The sequence below is a fragment of the Actinoplanes sp. M2I2 genome (genome assembly GCF_023544445.1).
Lineage (GTDB): Bacteria > Actinomycetota > Actinomycetes > Mycobacteriales > Micromonosporaceae > Actinoplanes.
Window position 1 is genome coordinate 43,963 of the sequence record NZ_JALPVJ010000030.1, and the last position, 15,693, is coordinate 59,655.

Consider the following 15,693-nt stretch of genomic DNA (forward strand, 5'->3'; position numbering starts at 1 on the left):
TTCTTCCCGCTGCGAGGCCGGAAATCGAGGCGTCCCGGCGGTCATCGTGCGGCGGCGAGGATGAGGTCGAGGTCGGCGCCCCAGCTGTCGAGCAGGTCGCCGTGGCCGCGCTCGCGGGCCAGGTCGGCCACCAGGGGGAACAGCGTGACCGGATGCGCCCCGACGTACGCGGGGGCCAGCACGTCGTTCCACGGCGGCGGCAGCGGATGGGTCGCCAGCTCCCATTCCAGATACTTGTTGTAGGGGCGCAGCCGTCCGTGCAGGGCGAACGCGGTGCCCAGCAGCCAGCCCACGCTTTCCTGCTCGTCCAGCGCCGCCGCCTCGGGATGCCCGTCGCGGCGACTTTTCACGGCGCGGTAGAGCTGGTTCACGTACCCGTCCAGGAACTCCCCCGACCAGGAACGCGCCTCCTCGGCGGTGGGCGTGGCCTGCCGCTCGACCAGCTCGGCCACCCCGCCGCGGTCCAGCAGCACCTGGGCGTCGCGGAAGCCGTACCTCGGCCACAGCACCGACGTGTCGCCCAGTTCCTCCACCGTGAGGGCGGCGAGGTCGAGGTCGGCGCCCCGATCGCGCGGCCAGGCGGCACCGTGGGAGTCGACGACCACCGTCACGTCGACGTCGGAGTGCGCGGTGGCCAGGCCGCGCGCGTGCGACCCGGTCAGGATCACGCCCAGCACCCCGGCGTCGGCGGTCGCCCGGGCCATCAGGTCGTCGAGTACGGACATGACGACGATCGTAGGGATCCGCCGGAGACTGGTCGTCAGGACGCCGGTCGCACGTTCTGGAGCGTCCGGCCGTCGCGCAACTGGACATCGTAGGTGCGGGGCACGTCGCGCCACTTCCCGTCGCCATCGGGTACGAGAGCCTTGCCGGGCCACCACGCGACCCACCGGCCGCCGCTGACGGTGGCCTGCACGGTCAGGCCGCCGGTACGGATGGTCAGCCCGGTCACGTCCGGGCCGGCCGCGCCCTCGGTGATGGAGACCCCCTCCGGGTAGACCGAGAGGGCGCCCTCCCGGAAGCGGCCCGCGGGCGCCGGGTCGAAGGGGCCGGAGCTGCCCGCGGTGCCGGTCTTCACGTCGTCGACGTCGTCGGAGCCGGGCCGGTTGTGGGCCAGGCAGAACCCGACCGATTCGGGGTGGTCGTGGCGGTAGAGCATGGCCACGACCTCACCGCGGCGCTCGGCCAGCACGACCTCGGCCCGATTCAGGTCGAGGTACGGCAAGTCGCCCAACTGGTCCGTGCAGGCCGGCCCGATCAGCGCGGTCTCGGCCGGGCTGAGGGCCACCGGAACAGGTGTCCAGGTGGCGTACGCCCGCCCGCTCCGGCCCCAGGGCACCACCAGCAGAACCGCCGCGACGGCGACCACGAGCGCCGGGACCAGCAGCCATCCCTTGGCCGGGCGGCGCCGCGGCGGGTCGGGCGGGGTGGCGACGATGCGGTCGAGGGTGGCGGCGGCCCGCCCGTACTGCTCGAAGGTGGGTGGGACGGCGACGTCCAGCGCTCGCAGCGACTTCATGACTGGGCCTCCAGGAGCTCGGTGCGGAAGGTGCCCGGGGCGAGGTGGCCGCGCAGCGCCCGGCGGGCCCGCATGAGCCGGATCCGGTAACCGGCGGCGCTGATCCCGAGCACGCGGGCCGCCTGGGCCGAGGTCAGATCCTCGAACACGGTCAGGGCCAGGGCCTCCTGCTCGGCCGGGCTCAGCCTCTTCCACGCCCGGGCCAGGTCGATCAGCTCGGCCGACGGCTCCCCGGCCCGTCGCCGGCGGGCGCGACGGACGCGACGCGGACCGCGAGGGCGTCCTGACGGCCCTGCCCGCGCCGGGCGTTGAGCAGGCAATGACGGGCGATGCCGAACACCCAGGCGCGGGCGTCGTCCGCCTTCCGGGGCGCCTCGTCGAACCGCCGCCACACCACCAGAAACGCCTCGGCGACCACGTCCTCGGCCTGGTCCGGGATCCCCCGGCGCTGGGCGAAGGCCAGGACGTCGGCGTACGCGCCGGCGTAGAGCGTCCGGAAGCGCGTCTCCCGATCGGGTCGCAGTGTCGTCACACCTCTACCTGTCCGGCCGCCCGGGTGTTGTTACGACGGCGGACAATGATCGTATGGGTCTGCAAGAGGTCGTCGACGACGTCGTCGCGCAAACGCCGGGCGTGAGCTGGTCGATCGCCGTGCCGGGGCGGGCCGGGCACGAGCCCGGGCGACGGCTGCGGACGGCCAGCATCGGCAAGCTGCTGTTGCTGGCCGAGACCGCCCGGCGCTTCGAGTCCGGGGAGCTCGACCCCGGTGAGCTGCTGGCCAAGGACCCGGAGCTGGCCGTGGCCGACTCGGGTCTGTGGCAACACCTGGCCGTGGACGCCCTGCCGGCGGCCGATCTGGCGGTGCTGATCGCGGCGGTGAGCGACAACTACGCCACCAATGTGCTGCTGGCGCGGGTCGGGCTGGCGGCCGTCCGGGCGACCGCGGCGGGGCTGGGGCTGCACGAGACGGGGCTGCATGACCGCGTACGGAACCGGCGCGAGCCGGGGCAGCCGCCGACGCTCTCGACGGGCAGCGCGGGCGAGCTGGCCGGCCTCATGGGGCGGATCAGCCGCCGGGACCTGCTGATGCCGGCGGTCTCCGAGCGGATGGACGCCTGGATGTCGACGAGTGCCGACCTGTCGATGGTCGCCTCCGGGTTCGGGGACGACCCGCTCGCCCATACGCGCTCGGTGCGCAACAAGACGGGCACCGACGACGGCATCCGGGCCGACGTCGGCTATCTGGGCGATCAGGCGTACGCCGTCCTGGCGAATTTCGATCCGGTAAGGCCTGGGTCCACGGCCGCCGTCATGCGCGCCATGCGCGAAATCGGGAGCGCACTGTCGTAAAGCCGCTGCATCCTGGGCTGTTCGGACAATGACGGAACGGCCAGGTGGGAGCAGAATGGCGAGCGGGGTGGGTGCCTACCCCGCCAGGAGGCATCCATCCTCTGACACGCGAAAGGGCCGGAACCCCGTGAGGTTCCGGCCCTTTGCACACCCCTTACGGGGCCGGGTAGTCCGTGATGTAGACCGGAACGCCGACCTTGGTCATGTCGGCGGCCGCGCCCTCCCCGTTGACGACGTGGTTGATCACGCCGGCGCTGAGGTTGACGGTCATGATGTGGTGCAGCTTCACACCCGGGCGCTTCGGGACCTCGAAACCGTTCTCGGTCTCGATCGACGGGTTGTTCTGGTTGAAGACGTAGACGCCCGCACCGTACAGCTGGTGGTTGCGGACCTTGTCCCCGACCTTGTAACCCGCGTAGCCCTTGACGCTGCCGTTCATCCAGTCGGCCTGCGTCGGCGGGTCGTACGGCAGTTCGTTCTGGTAGAGCACCGTCGTGCCCTTCTCGCCGTTCCAGACGGTGTTGTACTTCTGGAAGTGCTCGACGAACAGGCCCGTCGCGGTCACGTTGTCGCCGTTGATGACGGCGCCGTAGCGACCGGTGTTGGTGCGCCACCGCTGGGTGTCGCCGTTCACGCCCTCGGTGAAGCCCTCGACGCCGTGGTCACCGCGCCACACCCAGGTGTGGTCGATCAGCACGTTGTCGCTGTTCACCTCGAGCGCCGTGTCGACCTTGCCGATGTGCGGGCCGCCCACCCGGAAGTAGACGTCCGACAGCGTGGTCGGGTTCGACGCCGAGCTGATGCCCAGGCCGTTCTTGTTGCCGACCTGGAGCAGGTTCTTCGACTCCTTGAGGCCGGCGTCGATCGTGACACCCGCGATGACCACACCGGGGACGTCGGCGACCTTCAGCGGCGTGACCCCGTTGACCGCGGTCAGCGTGGCGTGGCCGATGCCGAGCACGACCTGGTTGGGCCGCAGCACGTGGATCGTCTGGTCGACGTTGTAGACGCCCGGCGTGAAGAGCAAGTTCTTGCCGAGCAGCAGCTGAGCGTTGATCAGCCACTCGGGGTCGGACGGCTTGGCAACGAAGAAGTTGCTCAGCGGGATCGTCCGGCCCGCGGTCAGGTCCTCGTCCCACGAGACACCGCTGGTGTTGCGGTGGGCGCTGGGCACGCGGACCGCGTACTTGCCGTTGGCGTCCACGAACAGGAACGGCTTCTCCCGGCTGAGCGGGGTCTGGGCCAGCGTGGTGTACGGCGGGTTCGGGAACGCCGAGTCGTCCGGCGCGCCCTCGACGCCGGAGAAGACCTGGTTCCAGACACCGTTGGACCACTCGCTCACCTTGCTGTTGCGGGTGAGCCACTGCTGCTGCGAACCGTTGGTGATCGCGCCGAACTGCGAGTCGGCGATGAAGCCACCACTCGCGTACTGCGGACCGGCGGTGCAGTAGTCCATCAGCGTGAAGCCGCCGTCGACCTTGAGCCGGCGCAGCGACACGGCCTGCGAGACGGCCCAGAAGTTGGCGCCGGCCCGGCAACCCTCCTGTCCGGCCCCGTTGACCTTGATGGACAGGTTGGACAGCGTGCGCCAGAAGTTGACGAGCGCGAGACAGTTGCTCGTGCCGCCACCCTCGAGGCAACGGTTGTAGACCTCCACCTTGCCGTTGATCACGACGTCGTTCGGGGAGGCGCCGAGGCCGGAGACCTCGGTGTAGTAGCCGACCTTGATCTGCAGCGGCTGGGCGTCGGTGCCGTACGTGCCCGGCTTGAAGAGGAAGGCGTACCGGGCGGTGCCCATCTCGTTGTTGACCTGCAGGGCGTACACCGCGTCGAGCTTCGCCTGGATCTCGGCGACCGGCGTGCTCGGGTCGAAGATCGTGACGTTGGTGCCGAGGGCGGAAGCAGCCGTGGGGGCCGCGGCGGGAACTGCGGTGGGAGCTGCGTAAGCGGGAACTCCGGCGAGCGCACCGACCGTGACGGCGGTGAGCCCGACGGCGAGGATCCGTCGCAGATGCCGGCGACCGGAGGGTCGCCCGGCGTTTGTCGTCATGCGGAAAGGTCCTTCCGTTAACGGGGAGGCAACAAACAGGATCACAGAAAGCAATAGACGCATCGACATGTCAAGGTCTGCGGGGCGCCTCGGGTGCGGCATTCGCACAGGCATCGGACATCTCGCCGCGGTTCCGGAACGCACCTTGCCCGAATGGCCCCTCAGAACGGATGTTCGGACGCCGGAACCGGTACCGGCGACGCCTCGGTACCGGTACCGGAAACGCTCCCCCGACGCCGCCGCAGATGGTCACTCTCCGTGTCGGTCGGAGCGAGCGACAACGCCCGATCGAAGGCCGCCAGAGCCTCCTCGCGCCGGTCGACGGCCCGGCGGCGGGCCACCGACAGCAGCCAGGCCGCCGGGCGGCGCGGGACCCCCTCGCCGGGCCACTGGCGGGTGGCGGCGGCGAAGGCGTCCTGCACGGCGTCCTCGGCGAGGTCGAAGCTGCGCAGCTCGGCGACCAGCGTGGCCAGCAGGGGGCCACGATGCTCGCGGAAGGCGGCCTCGACCGCGTTCATCGGGGCTCGGCCACCGGCCTGACCTCGACGATGTCGCCCAGCTCGGCGAGCGCGCGGCCGAACACGAGGGCCTCGTCGAGGTCGCCGGCCTCCACGAGGTAGAAGCCGCCCAGCTGCTCGGCCGTCTCGGCGTACGGGCCGTCGGTGAGCAGGCCACCCGGCCGGACGGTCGTGGCGTTCCCGGAGAGCGCGAGCTCCTCCCCGCCCCGGTCGGCGTCCCGCTCCCGCAGCAGCGCGGCGAAGCGCCCGTGGGCCTCGTACGCCCGGCGCCGTTGCTCCTCGTCGGCCTCGGCCCAGTCCTTCTCGGTCTGGTAGATCAGCAACGCGTACTTCATCGGTGCCTCCCGCACTCATCATGGACGTCATCCGGACGTCGCACGACGCCCGGCGAAATCGACGACGCGACGCGACGGTCCTCGGGAGTGAACCTCAAGTGCATCGAGCCCGGCGCGGCCCTGCCCGGTGGCGGTCGCGCGCCGCGCTACCCCACCAGTCACATCAGCCAGGGATCCATACCGGATCCGCGCGGTGGATCGGCCAGGACCGGCGGCGGCCGGCGGCGGCGGCGCACGACCCGGGCCAGCCGCGCGGCGACCACCCCGCCTGCCCCGGGCACGCCCCAGCCGAGCCGGGTCAGCTCCCGTGCCGCCGGGCCGGTCGGGACGTCCCGCGGCAACGCCGCCACCGCGACCAGCCAGGTGGGCAGCTCCAGCAGCCGCAGAACCCGGGACAGCCGCTCCGACTCGATGACGCTCTCCGGGTCGAGCTCGTCGGCCAGGATCTCGGTCAGGTCGCCGCCCCGCCCGGGATGCCCGCAGGCCGCGGCGATGGCGCCGGCCGCCCCGACGCCGAACGGCTCGTCCAGGACGTCCTCGTCGGCTCCCGGCTCCCGGGCCGGGTCGCTGACGTACCGGCCCAGCTCCTCGGCACCCGACCACGCCACCAGGACCAGCTGACGATCGGCGAGCACCCGGACCGCCACCACCGCCACGCCGAGCTGCTCGGCCAGGGCGGCGCCGACCCCGGCGATCCCGCGCCGGCCGGCCGCGAGAGTCCCGCTGCCGGGGACGGCGAGCACCGGCACCCAACCATCCTGCGCCGGGACGATCCAGCCGGTGAAGCGCAGGCTCCGCAGCACTTGCGTCACGCCGCCGGCGTCGCTCGTCCGCACGAGAGCGGCCGCGTAGGTCTCACCGGCCGGCCCGCCGGCCCCCGGCGCCGGTACGTACGGGAAGACCACCCCCGCATCGTCCCACCGGAACGACGGCCCCGCAGTTCGCCCGGCGGCGCGGTCGGATCTTTCGGCTCACCCCTGCGTGATGAGGGGGCGCGGGCGCGGCGAGGCACCCATGGCCGCGGGCGGCCGGAAAGAGGCGATTGCTGTCGGTCAATACCGGAAGGACGCCACCAGCGCCTGGAGGTCATCGGAGGCCCGCGTGAGTTCCTGAGCCGTGACCCGGGTACGTTCGGCGCCGGCGGTGGTCCCCTGCGAAGCCCTCGCGACAGCTTGGATGCCGGCGGCGATGTCGCCGGCGCCGCCCGCGGTCTCACCGACGTTGCGGCTCATCTCGGCGGTCGTGGCCGTCTGCTCCTCGATCGCCGAGGCGATGGTCAACTGCGTGCTGTTGATCTCGGCGACGACAGTGCCGATGCGGCCGATCGCCTGAACGGCGGCGGCGCTGCCCTTCCGGATGGCGGCCACCCGCTGGGCGATCTGCTCGGTCGCGGAGGCGGTCTGCTCGGCCAGGGACTTCACCTCACCGGCGACGACGGCGAAACCTTTGCCGCTCTCGCCGGCTCGCGCGGCCTCGATGGTCGCGTTGAGGGCCAGCAGGTTGGTCTGCTGCGCGATGGCGGTGATCAGCTCGACCACCGACTGGATCTCGGCCGACGACGTGCCCAGCTCGGCGATGGTCCCGTTCGCCTGCTCCGCGGCGCGGACGCCGTCCCCCGCGATGCCGGTGGCGAGCGCCGCGCTGCGGGAGATCTCGCCGATCGAAGCGGTCATCTCGTCGGCCGAGGCGGCCATGGCCGACACGATGGCCGAGACCTCTTCCGCCCCGCAGCTGACCGCCCCGGCCTGTGAACTGGTCTCGGTGGCGCCGCCGGCCAGCTGGGCGCTCACCACGCCGAGCTCGTCGGCCGCCCGGGCCACCCGGCCCGCCTCGGCGGCCACCCTCGCGACCAGCTGCTGCATCCGATCGGCGAAGGCGTTGAAGGTGCGGGCGGCCTGACCGACCTCGTCCGGGCTCTCGTCGGCGACCCTCTGGGTCAGGTCGCCGTCCCCGTCGGCGATCTCGGCCAGGCGGCCGTTGAGGTCGCGCAGGGGTCGCGTGATCGAGCGGACGAGGACGAAGGCCAGGGATACGCCCATGAGAACCACGGCGACGCCGGCCGCGAGCAGCACCGCCGACGCACGTTCCGAGGCGTCGCCGGCCGCGGCGACGGCGGCCGCCGATGCACGGTCGATGGAGGTCACCAGGTCGTCGACGGCGGCCGCGACCTCGTTGAAGATCGTGATCTCGTCGACGGCCACCAGCTCGTGGCCGCGCGCCACCCGGGCGGCTACACCGGCGCGGTAGGCCGAGATGATCGTCTCGTCCAGGGTCATGAACTGCTCGAACAGCTCCGCGGCACGGTCGGCGGCGGCTCGCTGACCGGCGCTGAGCCGAGTCTGCCGCAAGGCCCCCAGTTCCGTCCGGAACGCCTCCGCGGACGTCAGGAAGGCGGCCCGGCCCTCCGCGGTGTCGGCCGCGGCGCCGCGCACGCCCCGGGCCACGTCGAAGGCGTACGCGGTCTGCCAGCCGTTGAAGTCGGCGGCGCGGAACTTGACCTGCATCGCCTGCCGCGTGATCTCGCGGTAATCCTGGACCGTGGTTGTGGCGCGGCGCTGATCCGTCATCGCCGACAGTCCCACCGCCACCATGCCGACGATCAGAGCGAGCAGGAGAGACATGCTGCCGGCCAGGCGCGCTCCGATCCTGATCTTCCGTAGCGTCGCCAGCATTGCCGCCCCTTCGCACCGAGTCGCGCCCTCGTCTGTCAGTTCGGCACCCGGTCACCCGGGCTGAATCAGGAACGATGGAGCACCCGGGCTGAATCAGGAACGATGGAGGTCGCCGGCGACCGTCTCGAGGGCCTCGCGGAAGGCTCGGGCGGCCGGGGAGGCGGCGCCGGACAGGCGCTGGGCGGTGAAGATCGTGCGGCGTGGGCGGTCGGGGAGGTCGAGCAGGCGGCAGGAGGTGTCGCGGCCGGCCCAGACCAGGTCGGGGATCAGGGCCACGGCGTTGCCCGACTCGACCAGGCGGATCTGGGCCTGCAGGTCGGCCGTCTCGTAGCGGACGTCGGGCTCGAAGCCGGTGACCCGGCACAGCTGCTCGGCGAAGTGGCGGGACGCGGTGCCGCGCGGCTCCATGACCCAGGGCATGTGGCGGGCCTCGTCGAGGGACGCGACGGGGTGCAGGGCGGCCTCGGCGGCGGGCAGGGCCAGCCGGATGGCGTCGGTGGTCAGCGGGTGTCGGTCGAGGCCGGGGTGGTGTGGCGCGGCGTGGGCCGGGTATTGCTCAGCGATCACCATGTCGAAGTCGCGGGCCCAGGTTTCGCGCAACGCTTCCTCGGGTTCGCGCTGCACCATCTCGACCCGTACGTCCGGAAAGCGGGTGGCCATGGCCAGCAGCGTGGCCGGCATGAGGGCGAGCGCGGCCGACTGGAACACGGCGACGCGCACGCGGCCGCTCACGGTCGCGGTCGAGGCCTGCAGCCGGGCCTCGGCCCGTTCCAGCGTGTCCAGCACCTCGCCGACCGACTCGACCAGCACCTCGGCCTGCGGGGTCAGTTGCACGCCGCGGCCGGACTTGCGCAGCAGCGGCCGGCCGGCCTCCCGCTCGAGCTGGCTGAGCTGCTGCGACACCGCCGACGGGGAGAAGTTGAGGGCCTCGGCGACGGCCGCGATGGTGCCCCGGACGGCCAGTTCGCGAAGCAGGACGAGACGCCGGAGCTCGAGCACGACAGCCTCCGAGAAATTGTTAAGCAAAAGTGAAGAGTACTCGTCGAAAACCGTCGCTTTTCCTGAACGGAACCCGGAAGGACACTTTCGGCATGTCTGAAGTCGCTCAGTCGCCGCTCGTGCAGGCCGACCTGGCCGACGAAGCCGTCGCGCTCGTCCGCCGCTGGTTGCACGAAGCCTCCGCCATCAAGACCACCGGTTCGGCGGCTCAGCTGGCCGGCGTCCTGCGCGACCCGAAGGGGCTGGCCTTCACGGTCGGCTTCGTCGACGGCGTCGTGCGCCCCGAGGACGTGCGGGTCAGCGCCCGGGCCCTGCACACGCTCGCCCCGGACGTGCCCCGCTTCCTGCCCGCTCCCCTGCGCGGCGCGGTGCGGCTCGGCGGTCTGCTGGCCCCCGTCCTGCCGGGCGTGGTCGTGCCGATCGCCCGCCGGGTGCTGCGCCACATGGTCGGTCACCTCATCGTCGACGCCAGCGACGCCAAGCTGGGCCGGGCCATCGCCCGGATCAGGCGCCGGGACGTACGCCTGAACGTCAACCTGCTCGGTGAGGCCGTGCTCGGCCGGGGCGAGGCGACCCGGCGGCTGCGCGAGACCGAGCGCCTGCTCGGCCGGGACGACGTCGACTACGTGTCGATCAAGGTGTCGGCGACCGTCGCCCCGCACAACCCGTGGGCGTTCGACGAGGCCGTGACCGAGATCGTCGAGCAGCTCACGCCGCTGTTCACGCTGGCTGCCACCGCCCGTACGCGCAAGTTCGTGAACCTCGACATGGAGGAGTACAAGGACCTCGACCTCACGATCGCGGTCTTCACTCGGCTGCTCGACAAGCCCGAGCTGCGTGACCTCGAGGCCGGCATCGTGCTGCAGGCATACCTGCCGGACGCGCTCGCCGCGATGATCCGGTTGCAGGAGTGGGCGGCCGCCCGGCGCGCCGACGGGGGCGCCGGCATCAAGGTGCGCCTGGTCAAGGGGGCCAACCTGCCGATGGAGCAGGTCGAGGCGACCGTGCACGGCTGGCCGCTGGCCACCTGGGGCAGCAAGCAGGAGACGGACACCAACTACAAGCGGGTGCTGCACTACGCGCTGCACCCCGACCGCATCGGCAACGTGCGGCTGGGCGTGGCCGGGCACAACCTCTTCGACATCGCGTACGCCTGGCTGCTGGCCGGTCGGCGCGGGGTGCGCGAGGGCATCGAGTTCGAGATGCTGCTCGGCATGGCCGAGGGCCAGGCCGAGGTGGTGCGGCGGGAGGTCGGCGGGTTGCTGCTCTACACCCCGGTCGTCCGCCCGGAGCAGTTCGACGTGGCCATCGCGTACCTCATCCGCCGCCTCGAGGAGGGCGCGAGCAGCGACAACTTCATGTCGGCGGTGTTCGAGCTGGACAGCGACGCCGGGTTGTTCGCCCGCGAGCGCGACCGGTTCCTGGCGTCGCTGGCCGAGCTGGACGAGACCGTGCCGGCGCCGCACCGCGTGGCCGACCGGCACGCCGCGCTGGCCGCCGCCGAGAAGGGGCACTTCGCCAACACGCCCGACACCGACCCGTCCGTCGCCTCCAACCGCGCCGAGATCCGCGAGATCCTCCAGCGGGTGCCGGCCTCGGCGATCGGCGTGGAGACCATCGACACCGCCCGGGTCACCGACGAGCGCCGCCTCGACGACCGCCTGGGCGCGGCCGTCGCCGCGGCCACGGCCTGGGGCGCGATGACCGGCGCCGAGCGCGGCGCCGTCCTGCACCGCATCGGTGAGGCTCTCGAGTCCCGCCGGGCCGACCTCATCGAGGTCATGGCGGCCGAGACCGGCAAGACCGCCGACCAGGCCGACCCCGAGGTCTCCGAGGCCATCGACTTCGCCCACTACTACGGCGAACTGGCCGCCGGGCTCGACACCGTCGACGGCGCGATCGCCGTGCCCGAGAAGCTGACGCTGGTCACGCCGCCCTGGAACTTCCCGGTGGCCATCCCGGCCGGCTCGGTGCTGGCCGCCCTGGCCGCCGGCTCGGCCGTCGCGCTCAAGCCGGCCGGCCCGGCCGAGCGCTGCGGCGCGGTGCTGGCCGACATCATCCGGCCGGTGCTGCCCGACGCCGACCTGCTCACCCTGGTCCAGGTCGAGGAGCAGGCCCTCGGCAAGCAGCTGATCAGCCACGCGCTGGTCGACCGGGTCGTGCTGACCGGCGCGTACGAGACGGCCGAGCTGTTCCGCTCGTTCCGCCCCGACCTGCCGCTGCTGGCCGAGACCAGCGGCAAGAACGCGATCATCGTGACGCCCAGCGCCGACCTCGACCTGGCCGTCAAGGACGTGATCAGCTCAGCCTTCGGGCACGCCGGCCAGAAGTGCTCGGCCGCCTCGCTGGTCATCCTGGTCGGGTCGGTCGCCCGCTCGGAGCGCTTCCGCCACCAGTTGCTCGACGCCGCCCGGTCGCTGACCGTCGGCTGGCCCACCGACCCGCGCAGCCAGGTCGGCCCGGTCATCGAGCCGGCCTCGGGCAAACTGCTCGACGGCCTGACCAAGCTCGGCCCGGGTGAGAGCTGGCTGCTGGAGCCGCGGAACCTGGACGACACCGACCGGCTGTGGAGCCCGGGCATCCGGGACGGCGTCACCCGCGGCTCGGCCTACCACCGCACCGAGTACTTCGGACCGGTCCTCGGCATCATGACCGCGGAGACCCTCGACGAGGCGATCGACCTGGTCAACGACGTCGACTTCGGCCTCACCTCGGGCCTGCACTCGCTCGACCCCGACGAGCTGGCCCGCTGGCTCGACCGGGTCCAGGCCGGCAACCTGTACGTCAACCGGGGCATCACCGGCGCGATCGTGCGCCGGCAGCCGTTCGGTGGCTGGAAGCGCTCGGCGGTCGGCCCCGGCACCAAGGCCGGCGGCCCCAACTACCTGGTCGGCCTGTCGGGCTGGCAGACGGCGGAGTCGCGGGCCGACGCCAAGGTCGACGACGTGGCGGTCAGCGCGCTGCTCACCGCGGCCGCGAAGGTCCTGCCGGCCGACGAGGCGCGGATGCTGGAGCGGGCCGCCCGCAGCGACGCGGCCGCCTGGAAGGCGGAGTTCGGCGCGGCCACGGACGTGTCGGGGCTGTGGGCCGAGCGCAACGTGCTGCGGTACCTGCCCGTCCCGGTCGAGGTGCGGCTGGCCGAGGGTGCTTCGGTCGCCGGCCTGCTGCGGGTCGTCGCGGCGGGCCTGCGGGCCGGCGCGCCGTTCCGGGTCTCCACGGCCACCGCCCTGCCCGCCCTCGACCTGCCGGTCGACGTGCGGGTGGAGGACGACGAGACGTTCGCCGCCGGGCTGCGCGGCGCGACCCGGGTACGGCTGCTCGGCGGCTCGGCCGAGGCCCTGGCCCGGGCCACCGGCGGACGTCCGGACCTCGCGGTCTGGTCGGGCCCGGTCACCGAGGCCGGCCGCGTCGAGATGCTGCCGTTCCTGCACGAGCAGGCCGTCAGCATCACGGCCCACCGCTTCGGCAACCCCGACAGGCTGGCCGACGCGGCGCTGTAGAGCTCAGGGAAGTTCGTGGCCGTCCTCGGCGCTAGTACGCGTCGAGGGCGGCCACGTCCAGAGCGGCGTCGATCTCCGCGGCGGCGACCTCGGTGCCCGACACGCTCTTGGCGATCTGCCCCGCACTGGGCACGTCCCGCTTGGCCGGCCAGGTCTCGGCCTGCCACAGCGACGACCGCACGAAGGCCCGCGCACAGTGCAGGAACAGCTCCTCCACGGTCACCTCGACCGCCAGGTCGGGCGTGACGCCCTTCATGGCCATCCGGTCCAGGTAGGGCGCCTCGGCGACGATGCGGGCCCGGCCGTTGACCCGGATCGTGTCGCCCGAGCCCGGCACCAGGAACAGCAGCCCGACCCGCGGCCGCTCGAGCAGGTTGACCAGGCTGTCGAGCCGGCCGTTGCCCTTGCGGTTGGCGAAGGCCAGCGTGCGCTCGTCCAGCACGAGCACGCTGCCGGGCGGGTCGCCGCGCGGCGAGACGTCGCAGGTGCCGTCCGCGGCCGTCGTGGCCAGCAGGAAGAACGGGCTGAGCTCCAGGAACCGCCGCGACTCGGCATCGATGTGGTCGATGCCCTTCTCCGCGATGAAGCGCGGCGGCGGCGCGACGAACTCGCGGAGCTCCGCCTCGGTCGTGATGACCCTGGTCATGTGATCTCCGTGTGCCGGCCCGACAGGACGGCCAACCTAACCTTCGACGACGTTGCGCAGCGAACGGCCCTCCCGGAATGCGACCAAGTTCTCGCTGAGCAGGTCGTCGGCGCCGAGCGGGCGGCCGCCGGCGACGTGCGGGGTGATGATGACGTTGGGCTCGTTCCACAGGCCGGACGACTCGGGCAGCGGCTCGGTCTCGAAGACGTCGAGCGCGGCCCCGCCGATGCTCCCGTCCTCCAGCGCGTCGAGCAGCGCCTCCTCATCGAGCGTGGTGCCGCGGCCCACGTTGACCACCCAGGCGTGCTCGGGCAGCCGGTCGAAGACGTCGGCGTTCAGCGCGTGCCTGGTCTCGGGGCTCGCGGGCAGGATGGCGATCAGCACGTCCGTCTCCGGCAACAGCCGTGGGAGGTCGGCCTCGGTCACCACGTCGACGCCGGCGCGGGTGCCGGCGGTACGGGCCACGCCGGTCACCTCGGCCCCGAGCGCCTTGAGGTGGGGCGCCAGCACGGCGGCGATGCTGCCGAAGCCCCACACGACCACGTTCGCGTCGCGCAGGGTGTAGAACTGCCGGGTCTGCGGGGCGGCCTGGAGCTCGCGCATCTCCTCGGCCCAGTGACGCGCGGCCTGGGCCCGCAGCAGCACGTGCAGGTGCCGGACGGCGGCCAGGGTCAGCGCGAGGGTGTGCTCGGCGACCGTCTCGTCGTGCAGGCCCCGGCCCGAGGTGAGCACCACGTCCGGTCCGAAGCCGGCCGCGAGCACCGCGTCGGGCCCGGCCGCCAGCGTCTGCACCCAGCGCACCTGCTTGAGCCGCTGGGCGGCGTCGCGGAGCTGGTCGCCGGGGTTGTTCCACACCACGAGCGCCTCGGCGTCGGTGTGCTCCTCGGGGATCGGGCGCCCGGCGGCGTAGCGCACGGCGGTCACGCCCTCGGGAAGTCGCGGGTCGAGGACGGCGCTGTCGGGCAGCAGAATCTTCATGGACCCCAGACTAGATTCGGCACCGTGACGATTGTCCAGTTCGAGCACCGGCCGGGCCTCCTCGACCTCGGGTGGGGCCATCCCCGGCCGGAGCTGCTGCCCGTGGACGCGTGGTCGCGGGCCGGGGCGCAGACCCTCGGGACGTACGGGTGGCAGGCGCTCGCCTATGGGCACGCCACCGGCCCGGCGCCCCTGGTCGACTGGCTCTGCGACCACCTCGGCGACGCCACCGCCGAGCAGACCTTCGTGACCGCCGGCGCCTCGCACGGGCTCGCGCTGCTGACCCAGCTGCTGGCCGAGCCGGGCGACGTGGTGCTGGTCGACTCCCCCACGTACCACCTGGCCTTCAAGATCCTGACCGACCACGGGGTGCGGCTGGTCCGGGCGCCGGCCGACGAGCACGGCCTGCTGCCCGCCGAGACGGCGGCGCTGGCCCGGTCGCTCGACGCCGTCTTCCTCTACCTGGTGCCGACGTTCGGCAACCCGACCGGTCGCAGCCTGCCGCTGGACCGCCGGCGTGAGCTGGTCTCGGTGGGGGTGCCGATCGTCGAGGACGACACCTACCGCGAGCTGTCGTACGGCGAGCCCGCGCCGCCCGCGCTCTGGCGGCTGGCCGGGGAGGAAGGGGTCGTCCGGCTGGGCTCCTTCGCCAAGACCGTCGCGCCCGGCCTGCGGCTGGGCTGGATCAACGCGTCGCCGATCCTGGTCGAGCGCCTGGCCCGGCTCGGTTACGTGCACAGCGGGGGCGGCGTCAACCATGCGGTCGCGCTGACCATGGCCTCGTTCGGCGCCTCGGGGGCGTACGACCGGCATGTGGCCGGGCTGCGCGAGGCCTACCGCGAGCAGCGTGACGCTCTGACCGGCGCGTTGCGGGTGCCGGCCCCGGACGGTGGCTGGTTCGTCTGGCTCCGGCTGCCGGACGGCGTCGACGCCGAGGCGCTGCTGCCGGTGGCCGAGGAGCACGGCACCTCGTTCCTGCCCGGCCCGGTGTTCTACGCCGGCGGCGGCGCGGGCTCGGAGCACGTACGCCTGAGCTTCTCGCACCTGCCGCCGGCCGGCCTGGCCGAGGCGGCCGCCCGCCTGACCGCCGCCATCGACGCGGCGGCCGGCCGCTGACCGGGGTCGG

Annotated in this window: 15 protein-coding genes; 3 read left to right on the forward strand and 12 right to left on the reverse strand. The window is 72.7% G+C overall.

Features of this window, described 5'->3' with window-relative positions:
• Positions 1-41 precede the first annotated feature (41 nt).
• The 4 genes from HJC40_RS40035 to HJC40_RS40050 form a co-directional block, all read right to left on the reverse strand.
• Positions 42-725 carry a nucleotidyltransferase domain-containing protein gene (locus tag HJC40_RS40035; protein ID WP_250008847.1) on the reverse strand — a complete coding sequence of 228 codons (684 nt, stop codon included), beginning with the start codon at positions 723-725 and terminating at the stop codon, positions 42-44.
• Between the two features lie 35 nt (positions 726-760).
• Positions 761-1,519, reverse strand: a complete 759-nt coding sequence (locus HJC40_RS40040) for a hypothetical protein (RefSeq protein WP_250008848.1) — start codon at positions 1,517-1,519, stop codon at positions 761-763.
• Positions 1,516-1,668, reverse strand: a complete 153-nt coding sequence (locus HJC40_RS46455; protein ID WP_308200995.1) for a sigma factor-like helix-turn-helix DNA-binding protein — start codon at positions 1,666-1,668, stop codon at positions 1,516-1,518. Before HJC40_RS46455 ends, HJC40_RS40040 begins: the two co-directional genes overlap by 4 nt.
• A 62-nt stretch (positions 1,669-1,730) precedes the next feature.
• Positions 1,731-2,051, reverse strand: a complete 321-nt coding sequence (locus HJC40_RS40050; RefSeq protein ID WP_250008850.1) for a sigma factor — start codon at positions 2,049-2,051, stop codon at positions 1,731-1,733.
• 53 nt (positions 2,052-2,104) lie between these two features.
• On the opposite strand from HJC40_RS40050, the gene HJC40_RS40055 reads away from it, so the two are divergent.
• Entirely contained in the window at positions 2,105-2,869 is a 765-nt protein-coding gene (locus HJC40_RS40055; protein ID WP_250008851.1) for a serine hydrolase, read from the forward strand.
• A gap of 154 nt (positions 2,870-3,023) precedes the next feature.
• On the opposite strand, the gene HJC40_RS40060 is transcribed toward HJC40_RS40055, so the two are convergent.
• From HJC40_RS40060 to HJC40_RS40085, 6 genes are all read right to left on the reverse strand, one after another.
• On the reverse strand, positions 3,024-4,919 hold the full coding sequence (locus HJC40_RS40060) for an adenylyl cyclase (protein WP_250008853.1): 1,896 nt from the start codon (positions 4,917-4,919) through the stop codon (positions 3,024-3,026).
• A 161-nt stretch (positions 4,920-5,080) separates the two neighbouring features.
• Positions 5,081-5,437: a sigma factor gene (locus tag HJC40_RS40065; RefSeq protein ID WP_250008855.1), complete on the reverse strand. Its 357-nt coding sequence runs from the start codon at positions 5,435-5,437 to the stop codon at positions 5,081-5,083.
• Positions 5,434-5,772 carry a YciI family protein gene (locus HJC40_RS40070; RefSeq protein WP_250008856.1) on the reverse strand — a complete coding sequence of 113 codons (339 nt, stop codon included), beginning with the start codon at positions 5,770-5,772 and terminating at the stop codon, positions 5,434-5,436. Before HJC40_RS40070 ends, HJC40_RS40065 begins: the two co-directional genes overlap by 4 nt.
• 158 nt (positions 5,773-5,930) lie before the next feature.
• Positions 5,931-6,677: a hypothetical protein gene (locus HJC40_RS40075; protein ID WP_250008857.1), complete on the reverse strand. Its 747-nt coding sequence runs from the start codon at positions 6,675-6,677 to the stop codon at positions 5,931-5,933.
• Positions 6,678-6,824: 147 nt separating this feature from the next.
• Positions 6,825-8,444, reverse strand: coding sequence for a methyl-accepting chemotaxis protein (locus tag HJC40_RS40080; RefSeq protein WP_250008858.1), 1,620 nt, complete (start codon positions 8,442-8,444; stop codon positions 6,825-6,827).
• A 93-nt stretch (positions 8,445-8,537) separates the two neighbouring features.
• On the reverse strand, positions 8,538-9,443 hold the full coding sequence (locus HJC40_RS40085; protein ID WP_250008859.1) for a LysR family transcriptional regulator: 906 nt from the start codon (positions 9,441-9,443) through the stop codon (positions 8,538-8,540).
• Between the two features lie 92 nt (positions 9,444-9,535).
• Here HJC40_RS40085 and HJC40_RS40090 point away from each other — a divergent pair, with 92 nt between their 5' ends.
• Positions 9,536-12,943, forward strand: a complete 3,408-nt coding sequence (locus HJC40_RS40090; RefSeq protein WP_250008861.1) for a bifunctional proline dehydrogenase/L-glutamate gamma-semialdehyde dehydrogenase — start codon at positions 9,536-9,538, stop codon at positions 12,941-12,943.
• 31 nt (positions 12,944-12,974) lie between these two features.
• Here HJC40_RS40090 and HJC40_RS40095 read toward each other — a convergent pair whose 3' ends face one another.
• Complete coding sequence (locus HJC40_RS40095) at positions 12,975-13,589, reverse strand: MSMEG_1061 family FMN-dependent PPOX-type flavoprotein (RefSeq protein ID WP_250008862.1); 615 nt, start codon at positions 13,587-13,589, stop codon at positions 12,975-12,977.
• Positions 13,590-13,625: 36 nt separating this feature from the next.
• Positions 13,626-14,567 (reverse strand): phosphoglycerate dehydrogenase, encoded by a 942-nt coding sequence (locus HJC40_RS40100; RefSeq protein ID WP_250008863.1) that lies wholly within the window; start codon positions 14,565-14,567, stop codon positions 13,626-13,628.
• Positions 14,568-14,591: 24 nt separating this feature from the next.
• On the opposite strand from HJC40_RS40100, the gene HJC40_RS40105 reads away from it, so the two are divergent.
• Positions 14,592-15,683: a PLP-dependent aminotransferase family protein gene (locus tag HJC40_RS40105; RefSeq protein ID WP_250008864.1), complete on the forward strand. Its 1,092-nt coding sequence runs from the start codon at positions 14,592-14,594 to the stop codon at positions 15,681-15,683.
• The last annotated feature ends 10 nt before the right edge of the window (positions 15,684-15,693 follow it).